General features: G+C 58.6%; 16 protein-coding genes, 1 tRNA gene and 1 riboswitch. Of the genes, 4 read left to right on the top strand and 13 right to left on the bottom strand.

Annotated elements, in window-relative coordinates; translation table 11 throughout:
* Positions 1-117 precede the first annotated feature (117 nt).
* Positions 118-1122: a 2-hydroxyacid dehydrogenase gene (locus ACQZ60_RS00085; RefSeq protein ID WP_020812684.1), complete on the top strand. Its 1005-nt coding sequence runs from the start codon at positions 118-120 to the stop codon at positions 1120-1122.
* Between the two features lie 46 nt (positions 1123-1168).
* Positions 1169-1858, top strand: a complete 690-nt coding sequence (locus ACQZ60_RS00080; RefSeq protein WP_035263122.1) for a hypothetical protein — start codon at positions 1169-1171, stop codon at positions 1856-1858.
* Between the two features lie 45 nt (positions 1859-1903).
* Here ACQZ60_RS00080 and ACQZ60_RS00075 read toward each other — a convergent pair whose 3' ends face one another.
* From ACQZ60_RS00075 to recF, 3 genes are read right to left on the bottom strand one after another with little or no spacing between them, the layout of a single operon-like run.
* A complete protein-coding gene (locus tag ACQZ60_RS00075) occupies positions 1904-2377 on the bottom strand; it encodes a GNAT family N-acetyltransferase (protein WP_020812686.1) in 474 nt (157 codons plus the stop codon).
* Positions 2374-3141, bottom strand: a complete 768-nt coding sequence (locus tag ACQZ60_RS00070; protein ID WP_031234409.1) for a molybdopterin-synthase adenylyltransferase MoeB — start codon at positions 3139-3141, stop codon at positions 2374-2376. Before ACQZ60_RS00070 ends, ACQZ60_RS00075 begins: the two co-directional genes overlap by 4 nt.
* Before the next feature lie 22 nt (positions 3142-3163).
* Entirely contained in the window at positions 3164-4291 is a 1128-nt protein-coding gene (gene recF / locus ACQZ60_RS00065) for a DNA replication/repair protein RecF (RefSeq protein WP_003524291.1), read from the bottom strand.
* Between the two features lie 152 nt (positions 4292-4443).
* Between recF and ACQZ60_RS00060 the strand changes: the two genes are divergently transcribed.
* Positions 4444-5547 (top strand): alpha/beta hydrolase, encoded by a 1104-nt coding sequence (locus ACQZ60_RS00060; RefSeq protein WP_020812688.1) that lies wholly within the window; start codon positions 4444-4446, stop codon positions 5545-5547.
* 28 nt (positions 5548-5575) lie between these two features.
* On the opposite strand, the gene nrdF is transcribed toward ACQZ60_RS00060, so the two are convergent.
* The 8 genes from nrdF to ACQZ60_RS00020 form a co-directional block, all read right to left on the bottom strand.
* On the bottom strand, positions 5576-6550 hold the full coding sequence (gene nrdF / locus ACQZ60_RS00055) for a class 1b ribonucleoside-diphosphate reductase subunit beta (RefSeq protein ID WP_020812689.1): 975 nt from the start codon (positions 6548-6550) through the stop codon (positions 5576-5578).
* 16 nt (positions 6551-6566) lie between these two features.
* Positions 6567-8729 (bottom strand): class 1b ribonucleoside-diphosphate reductase subunit alpha, encoded by a 2163-nt coding sequence (gene nrdE, locus ACQZ60_RS00050; protein ID WP_448735302.1) that lies wholly within the window; start codon positions 8727-8729, stop codon positions 6567-6569.
* Between the two features lie 11 nt (positions 8730-8740).
* Positions 8741-9139 (bottom strand): class Ib ribonucleoside-diphosphate reductase assembly flavoprotein NrdI, encoded by a 399-nt coding sequence (nrdI, locus tag ACQZ60_RS00045; protein ID WP_020812691.1) that lies wholly within the window; start codon positions 9137-9139, stop codon positions 8741-8743.
* Positions 9140-9151: 12 nt separating this feature from the next.
* Positions 9152-9373 (bottom strand): glutaredoxin-like protein NrdH, encoded by a 222-nt coding sequence (nrdH, locus tag ACQZ60_RS00040; RefSeq protein WP_020812692.1) that lies wholly within the window; start codon positions 9371-9373, stop codon positions 9152-9154.
* 256 nt (positions 9374-9629) lie between these two features.
* Positions 9630-9852: riboswitch (cobalamin riboswitch) on the bottom strand.
* A gap of 133 nt (positions 9853-9985) precedes the next feature.
* Positions 9986-10615: a nucleoside triphosphate hydrolase gene (locus ACQZ60_RS00035; RefSeq protein WP_020812693.1), complete on the bottom strand. Its 630-nt coding sequence runs from the start codon at positions 10613-10615 to the stop codon at positions 9986-9988.
* Complete coding sequence (locus ACQZ60_RS00030; RefSeq protein ID WP_003524281.1) at positions 10612-11394, bottom strand: ATP-binding cassette domain-containing protein; 783 nt, start codon at positions 11392-11394, stop codon at positions 10612-10614. The genes ACQZ60_RS00035 and ACQZ60_RS00030 overlap by 4 nt, the downstream gene beginning before the upstream one ends.
* On the bottom strand, positions 11394-12476 hold the full coding sequence (locus ACQZ60_RS00025; protein ID WP_003524280.1) for an ABC transporter permease: 1083 nt from the start codon (positions 12474-12476) through the stop codon (positions 11394-11396). Before ACQZ60_RS00025 ends, ACQZ60_RS00030 begins: the two co-directional genes overlap by 1 nt.
* 226 nt (positions 12477-12702) lie before the next feature.
* Positions 12703-13725: a sugar ABC transporter substrate-binding protein gene (locus tag ACQZ60_RS00020; protein WP_003524279.1), complete on the bottom strand. Its 1023-nt coding sequence runs from the start codon at positions 13723-13725 to the stop codon at positions 12703-12705.
* A gap of 264 nt (positions 13726-13989) precedes the next feature.
* Here ACQZ60_RS00020 and ACQZ60_RS00015 point away from each other — a divergent pair, with 264 nt between their 5' ends.
* Complete coding sequence (locus ACQZ60_RS00015; protein ID WP_020812694.1) at positions 13990-15222, top strand: ROK family transcriptional regulator; 1233 nt, start codon at positions 13990-13992, stop codon at positions 15220-15222.
* 56 nt (positions 15223-15278) lie between these two features.
* Here the strand turns inward: ACQZ60_RS00015 and recQ are convergent, their stop codons facing one another.
* Both recQ and ACQZ60_RS00005 read right to left on the bottom strand, forming a co-directional pair.
* Complete coding sequence (gene recQ, locus ACQZ60_RS00010) at positions 15279-17087, bottom strand: DNA helicase RecQ (RefSeq protein WP_448734574.1); 1809 nt, start codon at positions 17085-17087, stop codon at positions 15279-15281.
* Positions 17088-17264: 177 nt separating this feature from the next.
* Positions 17265-17341: transfer RNA gene (locus ACQZ60_RS00005), tRNA-Met, on the bottom strand.
* Positions 17342-17363 lie beyond the last annotated feature (22 nt).

The raw sequence follows: 17363 nt of genomic DNA, 5'->3' as shown, positions 1-17363 counted from the left end.
CCTCAAGCTTCAGCGAGTTTTATTTGTCTTCGCCGGTGGGTCTGGTAGAAACGCCCTGATTGAAAGAAATTATCGCTCTTTCTGGTTAATGACTTCTGAACAAGGCAGCGGCAAACGATGACCCACAAGAAGAGACCGACAGTCTATATCACCCGCAAATTGCCTGACGTCGTCGAAACCAGAATGCGCGAACTCTTCGATGCCGAACTGAATATCGACGATACGCAGCGAAGCGAAGACGAGCTTGTGGCCGCCATGCAGCGGGTCGACGTTCTGGTGCCAACCGTCACCGACCGCATCACCGCCGCCATGATCGAGAAGGCCGGACCGCAGCTGAAGCTGATTGCGAGCTTTTCCAACGGCATCGACCATGTGGATGTGGACGCCGCCGCCCGAAAGGGCATTACCGTGACCAATACGCCCAATGTGCTGACCGAAGATACGGCCGACATTACGATGGCGCTGGCGCTTGCCGTGCCGCGTCGCATGATCGAAGGCACAAGGGTGCTCGCCAATGGTGCGGACGAATGGCTGGGCTGGTCACCGACCTGGATGCTGGGACGGCGCATCTCAGGCAAGCGCATCGGCATTGTCGGCATGGGCCGCATCGGAACGGCGGTGGCGCGGCGCGCCAAGGCCTTCGGCCTTTCCATTCATTATCACAACCGCAAACGCGTCAATCCGGCGACGGAAGCGGAGCTTGAGGCGACCTATTGGGACAGTCTCGACCAGATGCTGGCGCGGGTGGATATCGTCTCCGTCAATTGCCCCTCGACGCCCGCAACCTATCACCTGATTTCGGCGCGGCGGCTGGCGCTGATGCAGCCGACCAGTTACATCGTGAATACCGCACGCGGCGATATCATCGATGAAGCGGCGATGATCCAGTGCCTGCGCGAAGGCAAGATCGCCGGCGCCGGTCTCGATGTCTATGAGAATGAGCCCGCGGTGAATCCCAAGCTCATCAAGCTCGCCAAGGAAGGCAAGGTCGTGCTGCTTCCGCATATGGGCTCTGCGACGATTGAGGGCCGTATCGAAATGGGCGACAAGGTCATCATCAATATCCGCACGCTGTTCGACGGCCACCGTCCGCCGAACCGGGTGCTGCCGGGGCGGAACTGAGCCGGTTCGGGCCGCCATCTTTCGATCATGGGGAGGGAAGAATTCAATGGGTATCCGGGCGAAGTTCTTGGCGTTGATTTCCGTTCTGCTCATGCTGGTCGGCGGTCCGGCCTGGGCCGCTTCACCTTCCCCTGAAGAGACTGCGGAACTCTATTATCGCGCCTGGCTGAATTTTGATCGCGCGAGCATGTCCCACCTGAACAGGGAATGGGGAGCTTCGGGCGGCGGCCCGCGCTACACCGATATGGAACTGGTTGCGGACCCGGTCGCGTGGCAGCGCAAGAACAGGGGCATGCATTCACCCAAGGGGACGACAAACGAACAATCGGAGCAGTTCGCAAGGCTCTGGGTGGCGAGTACAGCGCGGGTGCGTTGTAAGGCGGAGCCTGCGCGTCTCGGTGCACAAACGCCCACGGGTGTTGTTGTGGCACGAATCAAGATGAACTGCTCTCTGCCGGATGTCGCGCCAGCCTTCCAGCGGTTGAAGGCCAGCGCAAATGCGAACGAGACAGGCGATAGAACGCGCATGCCGTCCGCAAGACTGATGAAGCAGATGGTGGAAGCGACGAAGGCGGCTCCTCTCACCCACAAGGTCAGCACGGAAATCCAGCTCTTCAGCGGGCCGGACAAAGCTGTGTGGCGGGTCGGGTCGGCAGAAGACCGGCCGCAGACCGGCATTGACCGCATCTCCTCCGGTTTTCTCTCCCAGATGGTTCAATCCGGCCTTTTGCAATAGGCTCTGCGATGGCGAAGGACACAATGGGGTCGGCTGAAGGCAATTTCAGTCGAGGAACTTGGTCATCTCGATCGAGGTCGTGTGATCGTAACCGGCATGGGCGTTTTCAGCGGTCTTGACGAAACCCCACGCGGCGAATCTGGCGTGATTGGCGATGAGCTCGATGCGGGTTTCCAGCCGCAGCGCCGGCAGCGCCAGTTCGCGGGCCAGCGCTTCGGATTGCCGCACAAGCATCCGGCCGATGCCCTTTCCCTGTGCTTTCGGCGAAACGCATAATTTGCCTATATAAAGGCAGGCCGGCTCCGGCCTGCAAAACAGGCAGCCCAGCAGTTCATCGCCGTTCAGTGCGACGAAAGCGATCTCCGTCCTCGCCTTCTCCGCAAGATTTTCCAGCGTCAGGCGATGAGCCGACGACGGCGGATCGATGACGCCATCCATATAAGCAAAGGAGGACATGATGAGCGCCAGCAATTCCTGCCAGCGATCGAACTCCTCCCCGATCCTGACGATCTCCATCATGGTTTCTTCCCAGTTGACCGCCGCTTGTATCGCACGGTTTCGAAACGGGCCGACAGGGCGTCGTAGAGGAGCAGACGGCCGATCAGCGGCTCGCCTGCACCGGTGATAACCTTGATCGCCTCCATGGCCATAAGCGTGCCTATAACCCCGGTCAGCGCGCCGACAATGCCTGTTTCAGCGCAATTGGGAATGAGGCCCTGCGGCGGCGGTTCCGGAAACAGGTCGCGGTAACCCGGCAAAAGACTGCCATCGGCGCTTGCCTCATAGGGTTTCAGCACCGTCACCGAACCATCAAAACGGCCGACAGCCCCCGTCACCAACGGTCTTTTCGCAGCCTCCGCCGCATCGGCAGCCGTATAACGCGTATCGAAATTGTCCGAGCCGTCGATCAGGAGATCGAAGGATCGCAGATGGTCATGCGCCCAGACCTGCGAAAAGCGCTCTTCATAAACACGCGTGCGGACATGCGGATTGAGCCGGGCGATGGCCTTGCGCGCGCTCTCCGTCTTCAGCTCCCCAATCGTACCGGTATCGTGGATGACCTGTCGCTGCAGATTGGACAGGGAAACCACATCGTCATCGATCATGCCGAGCGTGCCGACACCGGCGGCGGCAAGATAATGCAGGACGGGAGCACCGAGGCCGCCGGCCCCGATGACCAGCACACGCGCCGCCTTCAGCCGCTGCTGGCCCACGCCGCCAATTTCCGGCAACAGGATATGGCGCTTGTAGCGTTCGATTTCTTCCGGGCTCAGCGGGTCCATGTCGCCCTCCATCTCTTAGCCGTCATGCGGTGATGCTCCCGTGGGATACATTGAAGAATTGCGCCCTGTCGCCAAGGGCGGAGAACATCGCCGTATCCGTTCCGGTCATAAAACTCTGGCCGCCAAGCGCATGAATGAGATCGAACAGAGCCGCCCGCCTACCCTCATCCAAATGGGCAGCGATCTCGTCCAGCAGCAGAACCGGCGCATGACCAGTCATATTGGCGGTCAGCTGCGCATGCGCAAGCACCAGCCCCACCAGCAGCGCCTTCTGTTCCCCGGTTGAGCAGCGCTCGGCCTCCATGTCCTTTTCCGCATGGCGCACGAAGAGATCGACGCGGTGCGGCCCATCCAGTGTGCGGCCGGCAGCGGCGTCACGATACCGGCCATCGCGCAACATAAGCCTGTATTCATCCTCCAGATCGACGGCGGGACGATTGAGCCCATCGTCCATGAAACCGGAGAGGGAAAGCGCCGCGGAAGGGAAAGCGGCATTGCCCGCCCGCCCCTCAATCAGGCTCTTCAAGAGGCCGAGCATCTCATAACGCGCAATCGCCATGGAGATGCCGAGTTCGGCCATCTGCTTTTCGATGCCGTCCAGCCAGACCGGATCGAAGCGGCCTTCGGAAAGCAGGCGGTTGCGGCCACGCATGGCCTTTTCGAAATCGCTGGCCCGCCTTCCGTGAGCGGGGTCGAGCGACAGCACCAGCCGGTCAAGGAAACGCCGGCGGTCCGAGGACGAGCCGGTAAAGAGGCCGTCCATCGCGGGCGTCAGCCACAATACCCGCAGATGGTCGGTCAATTCATCGACGGATTTCACCGGCGTGCCATTCAGTCTCAGGCGACGCGACACCACCTCGCCATCGCCTTCAATTCCCGTACCGATGGCGACTTCGCCATCCATGCCCTCGACATCGGCGAAGATCGAGAAACCAGTGGCTTCAGCCCCTACCCGCGTCACGTCAGACAGGGTGGCGCGGCGAAGGCCCCTTCCGGGTGAGAGAAAGGAGACGGCCTCCAGAAGATTGGTTTTGCCGGAACCGTTGTCGCCCGTCAGCACAACATGGCGGTCATCGAGCGTGAGCGCAGCCGCCGCATAATTGCGGAAGTCCGTGAGTTTCAGCCGTAAAAGCGACACCTTGTTCGTCATGTGTACGGCCTAAAACGAAGATGGACGGATAGCAAGGTGGGGAACGTCCGCCCGCACCGAAGACAGCCGCTAGTGTGCAATTCATTCTTCAGTAGCAACTTTTTTAGTCGCCGGTTATTTATGAGCCGGTCCTCATCACCGGTAGCCCATTCATGCGCCTGATCTTGTCTCTCTTTCTCACTCTCGGTCTTCTCTCCTCCTGCGCAGGCCGACCGGGGGCGGATGTGCTGGAGGCCGTCAACACCAGGACCCGCGACACGAAAATCGTCACCGCCTTCGTGGCGAGCACGCGGGAGAAAAACACGGACGCAAAAAAGGGCTTCGGCACGGCGCGGGCGATGGAGCCGAACTACGCCAGTTTCGATATTTCCATTCCGCCCACCCATAAAAGCGGGAAAATCGAATGGGCCAGCGGCAAGCCCGACCCGAAAAAGGATTTCGTCGTTACCAGGGCCGATATGCTGACGAAGACGCGCTTCAATGCCGATCTTGGCGACATAGCCCGCTCCGGCAAGCAGATCGCACTTTTTGTACACGGCTATAATTACAGTTATCAGGAAGCCCTGTTCCGCGCGGTGCAGATGGCGGCGGATGCCAATATGAACGGCGTGCCGCTGGTCTTTTCCTGGCCGTCGCAAGCCTCTGTCGCCGGCTATGTGGCCGACAAGGAGTCCGCGACCTTCTCACGCGATGCGCTCGCCGCGATGTTGATCGATCTCACCCGGCAGACCCCGAAGAAGAGCGTCGTCGTGTTCGGGCACAGCATGGGCGGCTGGCTGGTCATGGAGGCGCTACGGCAATTGCGCTTCCAGGGCAGAAACGATGTCATCGCCAAGCTGCAGGTGGTGTTGGCTGCGCCCGATATCGATGCTGATGTCTTCCGCAAGCAGATCGAGGTTGTCGGCCGGCTCAGCCCGCCGCTCACCGTTCTCGTTTCCAAGGATGACCGTGCGCTGAAAGCCTCTTCCATCCTCGGTGCCGACGTTACCCGTATCGGCGCGCTGGATGTCACCGACCGCCAAGTGCAGGAGGCCGCTCTCAAGGAGGGCGTGCAATTCGTCGACATTTCCAATCTGAAGGCATCGGACCCGCTCAACCACGACCGCTATGCGGCGCTTGCTTCCATGGTGCCGCAACTTGAGGCAAGCAGGCGCGGGGGTGACATCAACAGTGCCGGAGCCTTTGTTTTCGATGCGATCGGCGCCACCGTCGCCAGCCCCTTCCGCCTTGCGAGCCAGGTGGTGAACCCGCAATAGTTTTGCGGGTCCTGCCGACAAACCGGTTTCAGAAATCCCAGTCCTCATCCTCGGTCGCAACCGCCTTGCCGATGACATAGGACGAGCCGGAACCGGAAAAGAAGTCGTGGTTCTCGTCGGCATTGGGCGAGAGCGCCGAGAGGATCGCGGGGTTGACCCGGCAGGCCTCGGCCGGAAACAGCGCCTCATAACCCAGATTCATCAGGGCCTTGTTGGCGTTGTAATGCAGGAACTGCTTGACGTCCTCCGTCAGGCCCACGCCGTCATAGAGGTCTTCGGTATATTTCGCCTCGTTGTCGTAAAGTTCGAGCAGGAGATCGAAGGCGAAATCCTTGATCTCCTGTCTCTGCGTTTCACCGAGACGCTCCAGCGCCCGCTGGAACTTGTAGCCGATATAATAACCATGCACGGCCTCATCACGGATAATGAGGCGGATCAAATCCGCCGTGTTGGTGAGCTTGGCGCGGCTTGACCAGAACATCGGCAGATAAAAGCCGGAATAGAACAGGAAACTTTCCAGAAACACGCTGGCGATTTTTTTCTTCAGCGGATCGCCGCTGTCATACTCCCGCATGATTAGTGCGGATTTGCGCTGCAGGAATTCGTTTTCCTCCGACCAGCGATAGGCGTCGTCAACATCGGGCGTGAGGCAGAGCGTCGAAAAGATCGACGAATAGGAGCGAGCGTGCACGGCCTCCATGAAGGAGATGTTGGAAAGCACGGCCTCCTCATGCGGCGTTGCCGAATCCGCCATCAGGCGCACGGCGCCGACACCGTTCTGGATGGTGTCGAGCAATGTCAGCCCAGTGAAGACACGGATCGTCAGTTTCTGTTCTTCCGGCTTCAGCGTTCCCCACGAGGGGATATCGTTGGAGAGCGGCACCTTTTCCGGCAGCCAGAAATTCGAGGTCAGGCGGTTCCAGACTTCGAGATCCTTGTCGTCCTCGATGCGGTTCCAGTTGACCGCGCGGATGCAGGACGCGGGTTTTACGGCAATGTTCATTGTCTTGTCCCTCAATTCAGAGCGTGCAGGAAACGCAGCCCTGAACCTGCGTGCCTTCCAGCGCCATCTGGCGCAACCGAATGTAATAGATGGTCTTGATGCCCTTCTTCCAGGCATAGATCTGCGCCCGGTTGATATCACGCGTCGTTGCCGTATCGCGGAAGAACAGCGTCAGCGACAGGCCCTGATCGACATGCTGGGTCGCGGCCGCATAGGTGTCGATGATCTTTTCGGGGCCGATCTCATAGGCGTCCTGATAATATTCGAGATTGTCGTTCGAGAGATAGGAAGCCGGGTAATAAACGCGGCCGATCTTGCCCTCTTTGCGGATTTCGATCTTCGAGACGATCGGATGAATGGAGGAGGTGGAGTGGTTGATGTAGGAGATCGAGCCTGTCGGCGGCACGGCCTGAAGGTTCTGGTTATAGAGACCAGACGCCATGACGTCCTTCTTCAAAACTGCCCAGTCCTCCTGTGTCGGAATGGCGATGCCGGCTTTCTCAAACAGCACCTTCACTTTTTCGGTCGCAGGCAGCCATTCCCGGTCGGTATATTTGTCGAAATATTCGCCCGAGGCATATTTGGAATTCTCAAAGCCCTTGAAGCTATGGCCCCGTTCCACGGCCAGCCGGTTGCTGGCGCGGATGGCGTGATAGGTCACGGTGTAGAAATAGATATTGGTGAAATCGACGCCTTCTTCAGAACCGTAGAAGATGCGTTCGCGCGCCAGATAACCGTGCAGGTTCATCTGGCCAAGCCCGATGGCGTGGCTGGCATCATTGCCCTTTTCCACCGAAGGAACGGAGGAAATATGGCTCATGTCCGACACGGCCGTCAGCGCCCGGATGGAGGTCTCGATAGTCTTGCCGAAATCGGCGGAGTCCATCGCCGAGGCGATGTTGAGTGATCCGAGATTGCAGGAAATATCCTTGCCCATATGGCTATAGGACAGATCGGCGTTGAACTCGCTCGCTTCGCTGACCTGCAGGATTTCCGAGCAGAGATTGCTCATGCTGATGCGGCCGGCAACCGGATTGGCGCGGTTCACCGTATCCTCGAACATGATGTAGGGGTAACCGCTCTCGAACTGGATTTCGGCGATCACCTGGAAGAATTCGCGCGCCTTGATCTTCTTCTTGCGGATGCGGCTATCGGCGACCATTTCATGATATTTTTCGGTGACCGAAATTTCGGTCAACGGCACGCCATAGACACGCTCCACATCATAGGGCGAGAACAGGTACATATCCTCATTGTTCCTGGCGAGCTCGAAGGTAATGTCAGGGATCACCACGCCGAGCGACAGGGTCTTGATGCGGATTTTTTCGTCGGCATTTTCGCGCTTGGTATCGAGGAAACGCATGATATCCGGGTGATGGGCATGCAGATAGACCGCGCCCGCACCTTGGCGCGCGCCAAGCTGGTTGGCATAGGAAAAACTATCCTCCAGCAGCTTCATGACAGGAATGACACCGGACGACTGGTTTTCGATCTGTTTGATCGGCGCTCCGAATTCGCGGATATTGGTCAGGGACAGCGCCACGCCGCCGCCGCGCTTGGAAAGCTGCAACGCCGAATTGATGGAGCGGCCGATGCTTTCCATATTGTCTTCCACACGCAGCAGAAAACACGAGACCAGTTCACCACGGCTCTTTTTGCCGGCGTTGAGGAAGGTCGGCGTTGCTGGCTGGAAGCGGCCGGAAATGATCTCATCGACCAGATTGCGGGCGAGCTGCTCATCGCCGCGCGCAAGGGCCAGCGCCACCATGCAGACGCGATCCTCGTAACGCTCCAGATAACGTTTTCCGTCGAAGGTCTTCAGCGTGTAGGAGGTGTAATATTTGAAGGCGCCGAGAAAGGTCGGGAAGCGGAACTTCCGGGCATAGGCTTCGTCATAGAGGTCACGGACGAAATTGAAGGAATACTGATCCAGCACTTCCTGTTCGTAATATCCCTCAGTCACCAGATAATCGAACTTTTCCCTGAGGTTATGGAAAAATACGGTGTTCTGGTTGACGTGCTGGAGGAAATATTGCCGGGCGGCCAGGCGATCCTTGTCGAGCTGGATCTTCCCGTTCTCGTCGTAAAGGTTCAGCATCGCGTTCAGCGCGTGGTAGTCCAGAGCCGCATCGAGCGGTTTCTGGGATGCGGCTGCCGGCTGTTTGGCGTCCTTGCGCATGGCGCTCGAGGTCAGCGTGTCCAAAATCGTTCCAATCCATGTTTGACGTTGGCGACATCTTCCTCCGTGCCGAGAAGCTCGAAGCGATAGAGAAACGGCACGGCGCATTTGCGCGAGACGATATCTCCGGCGGATGCGAAAGCTGCGCCAAAATTCGTGTTTCCCGCCGCGATGACGCCGCGAATGAGATTTCGGTTGGAGGGCTCGTTCAAAAACCGGATGACCGGCTTTGGCACGGCCCCTTTCGTGCCACCACCCCCATAGGTGGGGGTGACCAGCACATAGGGCTCGGACACATGGGGAACATCTTCCTCAACGCCAAGCGGCAGGCGAAACAGACGCCGTCCCAGTTTCAGAAGGAAACGATGGGTGTTTTCAGAACGGCTGGAATAATAGACGATCAGGCCCATCGCGCCGCCGCCTCAGCTGATCGAGCCGATCATATCCGGCCGGAAACCCGCCCAATGGCGTTCGCCGGCAACAACCACGGGCACCTGCATGTAGCCGAGGCCACGCACATGATCGAGCGCATCCGCATCTTCGGAAATATCGACGATCTCATAGGGGACACCGATGCGGTCGAGAGCGCGATAGGTGGCGATGCATTGGACGCAGGCGGGCTTGCTGTAAACGGTGACGGTCATGATTTCCTCTCTCGAAGCCGATTTCGGACAAGGCTCAACATTGCCGATTGCAATCGCAATCGGGCGGCGATGGATCTGTCATTAGGGTGGGCGTGCGCGGCTTTTAGCCACGTAAAATCACTCTCTACGCCGACGAGCGCAGCAACTTAAACAAATGCACTGGCATGACTTCACCCCGAAGCTTGTTCTGGAGGGGGCAGAAAAGGGCGCACGCAAATCATTTGCGTCATACACCTTCCTCCGGACACCCCGCCCGTGGACGTTTGCGCTCAAGGCAGGTCTCCTGACTTGCGGGTCACAACATCTATTCCGGCCTTCCCGGAGCTTTTGACCCCAGTGACCCAAATCGGAACGATGCTCACCGCTTACAGTTGCGGGGGCAGTTTCGGCCTTGCTCCGCCATATGGCGTTACGCACCGAATTCCCGTCTTAGCTCCCGACCCTTGCGAATCGGAAGAACCTCGAACACCACATATAGTATATGAGGAAATTTTCGCGTCAATAAATAGACACACAAAAGCCCCACCCTGTGGATCAAAAAGATTCAACACATGGTCAACAAAGGCTTAACGGCACATGCGTGCCGCCGCTCAAACAGAGAAAAGCGTTAATCTATTCCCAGATATCGATGCGGATATCGGCGGGACGGGCGTTTTCAATCACCCTTTTTCCGTTCGGAAGATCGTTTTCGAAAAGTTTGGCGTGGATATGGGCCTCATCGAGACCATAGCCCTGCCACCTTTTCCTCAGCCTCTCCTCAAGCACCGCGACGGACGGCCCGACAAAAATGGTGAGGTCGAAGCTCTTGGAAAGAGTTGTCCACGGCGCCTCGTCCAGTAGCAGATAATTGCCTTCAGCGAGGATAAAGCGTGTTTCCGGCGCAACCGCACGAGCAGACGCTATAGCGATTTCACGGGAACGGTCGAAAACCGGAACAAGCACCTCTTGCCCGCCCTTGCGGACGGCGGAGACGATATCGAGGAAACCGCGCACGTCGAATGTTTCCGGCGCGCCTTTTCGCGGCAGCAGCCCCCGCTCTTCAAGGATGCCATTGTCCATATGGAAGCCATCCATGGGCAGGACGGCGGCCGTTTCGTCCCATGCCAGCAAAGCATCACAAAGGGCATCCGCCAGCGTGGATTTGCCGGCCCCAGGGGGACCGGCAATAGCGACGATAAAACGGGATTTACCTTTTGCCCGCCGAAGAACGTCTTCGGCGATCGTTTCAAGCTTCAGCGTCATGCGGCAAGCGTTTCCTTCGGCGCTTCCTTGGCGCCCGTCATGAAGGCGACGGCGTCGGACATGGAGTAGTCCTTCGGATTGATGACGCAGAGGCGCTTGCCGAGCCGGTGGATATGGATGCGATCCGCGACCTCGAAGACATGCGGCATGTTGTGCGAGATGAGGACAATCGGCAGGCCGCGCGAGCGAACGTCCAGGATAAGCTCCAGAACACGCCGGCTTTCCTTGACACCAAGTGCTGCCGTCGGCTCGTCAAGAATGACGACCTTGGAGCCGAAGGCCGCTGCACGCGCCACAGCCACACCCTGACGCTGACCGCCGGAGAGGGTTTCCACTGCCTGATTGATGTTCTGAATCGTCATCAGGCCGAGCTCCGACAGTTTCTCCCGGGCGAATTTTTCCATGGCCGGGCGGTCCAGCGCCCGGAACAGGCTGCCCTGAATGCCGGGTTTGCGGATTTCCCGGCCGAGAAACATATTGTCAGCTATGGAAAGCGCCGGCGACAGGGCGAGGTTCTGATAGACCGTCTCGATGCCAGCCTTGCGCGCCTCGATCGGCGAGCGGAACTGCACGGGCTGGCCTTCCAGCCGGATTTCCCCTTCATCGGGTGTCACCGCACCGGAAATCGCCTTGATGAGAGAGGATTTGCCGGCGCCGTTATCGCCGATCACCGCCAGGATTTCGCCCGGATAGAGGTCGAAATCGGCATGGTCGAGGGCGGTCACACGACCGTAGCGCTTGACGAGATTGCGTGCTGTGAGAATGGGTTCTTTTGCCATCAGCCTGCTACCTTTCTGATCCACTGGTCGATTGCGACAGCCATGATGATGAGGACGCCAATCAACAGATAGGTCCATTGCGGGTCTGTTCCGATAAGCCTGAGGCCGAGCGAAAAGACGCCGACGATCAGGGCACCGAAGATCATGCCCATGATGGAGCCACGCCCGCCGAACAGCGACAGGCCGCCGATAACCACTGCGGTAATGGATTCGATATTGGCGAATTGACCGGCGGTCGGCGAAACCGAGCCGATGCGGCCGATAAGGGCCCAGCCAGCGAAGGCGCAGATGAGGCCGGACAGCGTGTAAACGGTCGTCAGCATGCGCTTGACGTTGACACCGGCAAGTTCGGCGGCATCCGGATCGTCACCCACCGCATAAAGGTGGCGACCCCAGGCGGTGCGGTTCAGCACATACCAGAGCAGGGCGACGAGCAGGACCATGGCGATGACGCCATAGGTGAAGACCGCGCTGCCGACACGGATATTGGCGCCGAAGAATTGCAGGATCGGCGCCTGCTGGGCGATATCCTGAGCGCGGATCGTCTCGTTTGCGGAATAGAGGAAGTTGGTCGCCAATACGATCTGCCACATGCCGAGCGTGACGATGAAGGGCGGCAGGCGCATGCGCGAGACCAGAATACCGTTGATGAAGCCGCAAAATGCGCCGACGGCGAGGCCACAGAGAATGGAGAGTTCCGCCGGCAGACCGTAACGGAAGGTGAACTGTCCCATGATGACGGAGGACAGGACCATGATCGCGCCAACCGACAGATCGATGCCCGCCGTCAGGATGACCAGCGACTGCGCCGCGCCGACAATACCGACGATGGCGACCTGCTGCAAAATAAGGGTCAGCGTGAAGGCCGAGAAAAACTTGCCGCCGAGAAGCAGGCCGAAAACAATCAGCGACAGCACCAGAACGATAAGCGGAACGGCCGCCGGGCTGGAGTGGAGAAAGTGCTGCAGTTTTTCCAGCACACTCTTGTCGTGCGTATCGAAAGCGGCGACCTGCGTCGAACTTCCCGAAAGCACTTTTTCAAATTCATTATGCGGCTGAGCCCGCACCGGCTGATCGCTCATGGATTTTCCTCCCGATCGCTCTATCGCACCAGCCCTGACACCGGGGTCTATCTCAAAAGAGAATGATGCGTAGATTTCAAAGTGTTGTGAAGCGGCCTATATCATCCCCGCAGGACGCGTGACGCGCTCGTTTGTTCCTTTGTCCGATCCCCCGGATCGTGCCTGATATTCATTCTGGTCCAAGGGCGGGGGCACGAATGCCCCCGCGGGTTTCAACGGTGAGGCATCAACCCCAGCACTTGTTGAGACCTTCCTTCGTATCGATGGAGTCGAGGCCCTTGACCGGCTTGTCGGTTACCAGCGTCACGCCGGTATCGACGAAGTTCTTGCCTTCGGTCGGCTTCGGCTTTTCACCCGTGTCGGCGAACTTCTTGACGGCTTCCACGCCGAGAGCCGCCATCAGCAGCGGATATTGCTGCGAGGTCGCGCCGATCACGCCTTCCGCCACGTTCTTGACGCCCGGGCAACCGCCATCGACGGAAACGATCAGAACATCCTTTTCACGGCCGACCGCCTTCAGCGCCTCATAAGCGCCGGCTGCCGCAGGTTCGTTGATGGTGTGGACGACATTGATGGTCGGGTCCTTCTGCAGCAGATTTTCCATCGCCGCGCGGCCGCCTTCTTCGTTACCATTGGTAACATCATGGCCAACGATGCGCGGATCGTTTTCATCGCCGATCTTGTTGATGTCCTTCACGTCGATGCCAAAGCCCTTCATGAAGCCCTGGTTACGCAGCACATCCACCGTCGGCTGGGAGGGGGTGAGGTTGAGGAAGGCGATCTTCGCATCCTTGGCCTTGTCGCCGAGGCTGCCGGCAGCCCATTTGCCGATCAGCTCACCAGCCAGAAGATTGTCGGTGGCGAAGGTGGAATCAGCAGCATCGACGGGTTCGAGCGGTGTATCGAGGGCGATGACCAGAAGACCGGCGTCACGCGCCTTCTGCACCGCGGGAACGATGCCCTTGGTGTCCGATGCGGTGATCAGGATACCCTTGGCGCCATCGGCAATGCAGGTCTCGATGGCGGCTACCTGGCTTTCGGAATCGCCGTCGATCTTGCCGGCATAGGATTTCAGCGTCACGCCAAGTTCTTTAGCCTTGGCGGTCGCGCCTTCTTTCATCTTGACGAAAAAGGGATTGGTATCGGTTTTGGTGATGAGGCAAACCGAGGTATCGGCCGCAGACGCAACGGAAGCGAAAGAAACGCCAAGCGCAAGCGCGCCCAGAAGAGCGGAAACAGTGGTCTTCATGAGATCCTCCCAATGGATATTTGAGCACCGTGACGGTTACCCGACGATCCCGTCTCCTCCGAGATCGACGACCGTTGGCTCAGATGGAACCACCAAAGGAAACGCCTGTCAATAAATAAATCCGATTGAATTATTAATTCCCTATGGCATTCTAATATGCGGCAGGGAGGAATATCGCCGCGTCGTTTAACGTTGCGATAGCAAGATTGCCATAAAGCCTGCTGTATCGGTCGCGGCGGATAGGGCGGGCGGGAGGATGACACTATGAGACAATCTGTCGAGACGGCGCCGCCGGCGCCGCCCACCACCATGGATATAAGCGGCGGCGCCAACCAGATCGGAGTGCGCGCTTATAATGAGCGGCTTGTGCTCTCTCTCGTTCGCCGTCACGGCGGACTGTCAAAGGCCGAGATATCAAGACTTTGCGGCCTTTCAGCGCAGACCGTCTCGGTCATCATGCGCTCGCTTGAAAAGGACGGGCTTCTCATTCGCGGTGAAAGACTGCGTGGCAAAGTCGGCCAGCCATCGACGCCGATGCGGCTTAATCCCGACGCCGTCTTTTCTTTCGGTGTGAAGATCGGCCGACGCAGCGTCGATCTCGTGCTGATGGATTTTGTCGGCCGGATCAGGCTCAAGCTGCGCAGAACCTATCCCTACCCTCTTCCGGAATGGATACTACCCTTCGTAATCGACGGCATAACGGAACTCGAATCGAAACTTTCCCCTGCCGAGCGGGAGAAAATTGCCGGCGTCGGCATCGCCGCTCCATTTGAATTGTGGAACTGGGCGCAGGAAGTGGGCGCTCCACAGATTGAAATGGAGAGATGGCGGGGCGTCGATATCCGGTCGGAAATTGCCGAAAACGTCAGCTATCCGGTTTTTCTGCAGAACGACGCGACCAGCGCCTGCGGCGCCGAACTGGTTTTTGGCGCAGGCCAGCACTATCCGGATTTTCTTTACGTCTTCATCGGCTCCTTCATAGGCGGCGGCGTCGTTTTGAATTCGGCGCTATTTTCCGGAAAGACGGGAACGGCCGGCGCCATCGGCCCTCTGCCGGTGCAGGGGCAGGATGGCAATACCGTCCAGCTTCTGAAAATCGCGTCGATCTTCGTTCTGGAAAACATGCTGCGCGAAAAGGGCATCGATCCGCGCCCCCTGTGGTTTTCTCCGGACGAGTGGATCGATTTCGGCGAGCCGCTGGAAAGCTGGATCAGGAAAACCGCCGCGGCGCTGGCGCAGGCCGTTATTGCCGCTGCCTCCATCATCGATTTTTCGAGCGTTATCATCGATGGCGGTTTTCCCGACTGGGTCAGAACCAGAATCGTCGCCGCCACCCGCCTTGCCCTTAAACACCACGATCTGCAGGGTGTCACGGTGCCTGACATAATCGAAGGCGCGGTCGGTAGCCAGGCGCGGGCAATCGGCGGGGCGAGCCTGCCCCTGTTTTCGCGCTATCTTATCGATCAGAACGTACTGTTCAAGGACACGACCGGCTGAGACCTCGCAACGCCCTGCGGTTTTATTACTCGGCTATTAATTTGGATATCTGCCGGTCATTCGCCAGCGGCGTGCTGCATGATCGCCGCCAGAAAAGCAGGTCCGTATCGCTCGAGCTTGGTATCTCCGACGCCGGGAATCACTGCCATTTCCTTCGCCGAGACCGGTTTTGCCGTCGCAAGTTCGATGAGGGTCTTGTCGTGGAAAATCACATACGGCGGAACGTTCTGTGCCCGGGCAATTTCCATGCGCTTCGCACGCAGCGCCTCAAAAAGACTGCGATCGGATTCCGGCAAGGCCGTCGATACCGTGTTGCGGGGCGTCTGCTGCCGTGCGGAACGGGGAGCGGATGGTATCCTCAGCATCAGTGCCGGTTTTTCGCGCAGGAACCGCCGTCCATCCTCGGAGATAGACAGGCCGCCATGTCCCGACAGATCCACTTCAATCATGCGTAACGCAACCAGCTGACGCAGGATGGCGCGCCATGTGCGGTTGTCGTGCTCTTTACCTATCCCGTAGGTGGTAATGCGGTCATGGCCGAAGCGGGAAATCCGCTCGTCCTCGACACCCAGCAATACGCGAATGACATAGGCCTGGCCAAAACGTTCACCCGTGCGATAAATACAGGACAGAAGTTTCTGCGCGGCGATGGCCCCATCAAACAGGTCCGGCGGCTCGGCGCAGGTATCGCAATTGCCGCAGGGCTCACACCGGTCGCCGAAATAGGAGAGCAGAACCTGCCGGCGGCAACTCGCCGTTTCTGCGAGGCCAAGCAGCGCATCGAGCTTCTGGCGCTCCATATATTTGCGTTGGTCCGCGGCATCAGATTCTTCGATGAAACGATTGCGCAGGGCAATATCTTCATAGCCATAGAGCATGAGCACGTCCGACGGCAGACCATCGCGACCGGCTCGGCCTGTTTCCTGATAATAGGCCTCGATGCTGCCGGGTAGGTCGATATGAACCACGAAGCGCACATCCGGCTTGTCTATGCCCATGCCGAAAGCGACGGTCGCGACAATGATGACCGCCTCGCCGTGCTGGAAACGGGTCTGGTTCTCCTCACGGGCAGCCTTGTCCATGCCAGCGTGATAGGGTAGCGCATCGCGACCCTCCTCCCGCAGCCATGCGGCCGTTTCGTCCACTTTGCGTTTGGAAAGGCAATAGACGATACCGCTCTCACCGTCGCGATCCTTCAAAAAGCGCTTCAGCTGCGCGCGCGGATTATCCTTTTCCATGATCGCATAGCGGATATTAGGACGGTCGAACCCGGCAATGAAGGCATCGTGCTCTTCAATCCCCAGGTGACCGAGAATTTCGGCGCGCGTGGGCTCGTCGGCCGTCGCCGTCAGCGCCATGCGCGGCGTATCGGGAAAACGCTCGATCAGCGTGTCTAGCTGGCGGTAGGGCGGCCGGAAATCATGCCCCCATTGAGACAGGCAATGAGCCTCGTCGACCGCGATCAGCGACAGGTCGATGGATTGCAACGCATCGAGGACATCTGGCTTGAGCAGGGTTTCCGGCGCGGCATAAAGAATATCGACCTTGCCGGCCCGCATGTCCCGCCAAAGCACGCGCCGCTCTTCCGGGGAAAGATCGGAATTGAGAGCTTCGGCCCGCACGCCGGCCTGACGCAGGGCTGCAACCTGATCGACCATCAGCGCGATGAGCGGTGAGACGATCAACCCCATGCCATTACGAGCAAGCGCCGGGATCTGGTAACAAAGCGACTTTCCACCGCCCGTCGGCATCAAAACGAAGGCGTTGTTTCCCGCCATTACATGTCGAATGATGTCAGCCTGCCGCCCGCGGAATGCATCGTAGCCATAGACGGTCTTGAGGATATGCAAGGGATCAGCGGTCACGGCGGTTTTTATCCGAAGTGGAATGATTGTGCATCATCACGGTTTTGTGGTGCATGGCAATGCCGAAGATGGAGTTGACCGTGGAAGTAGGTAGCGCGATTGATGTTGCGAGCAACCACATCGAATGCAAAAAGGGCTCCGAGTTTCCTCGGAGCCCTTTGATAGTCTTTTTGACATTGGTTGCGGGGGCAGGATTTGAACCTGCGGCCTTCAGGTTATGAGCCTGACGAGCTACCGGGCTGCTCCACCCCGCGTTGATTGGTTTTATTATAGCAT

It is taken from the genome of Agrobacterium sp. 22-223-1, assembly GCF_053522385.1.
This window is presented reverse-complemented; position numbering and strand designations above follow the sequence as displayed.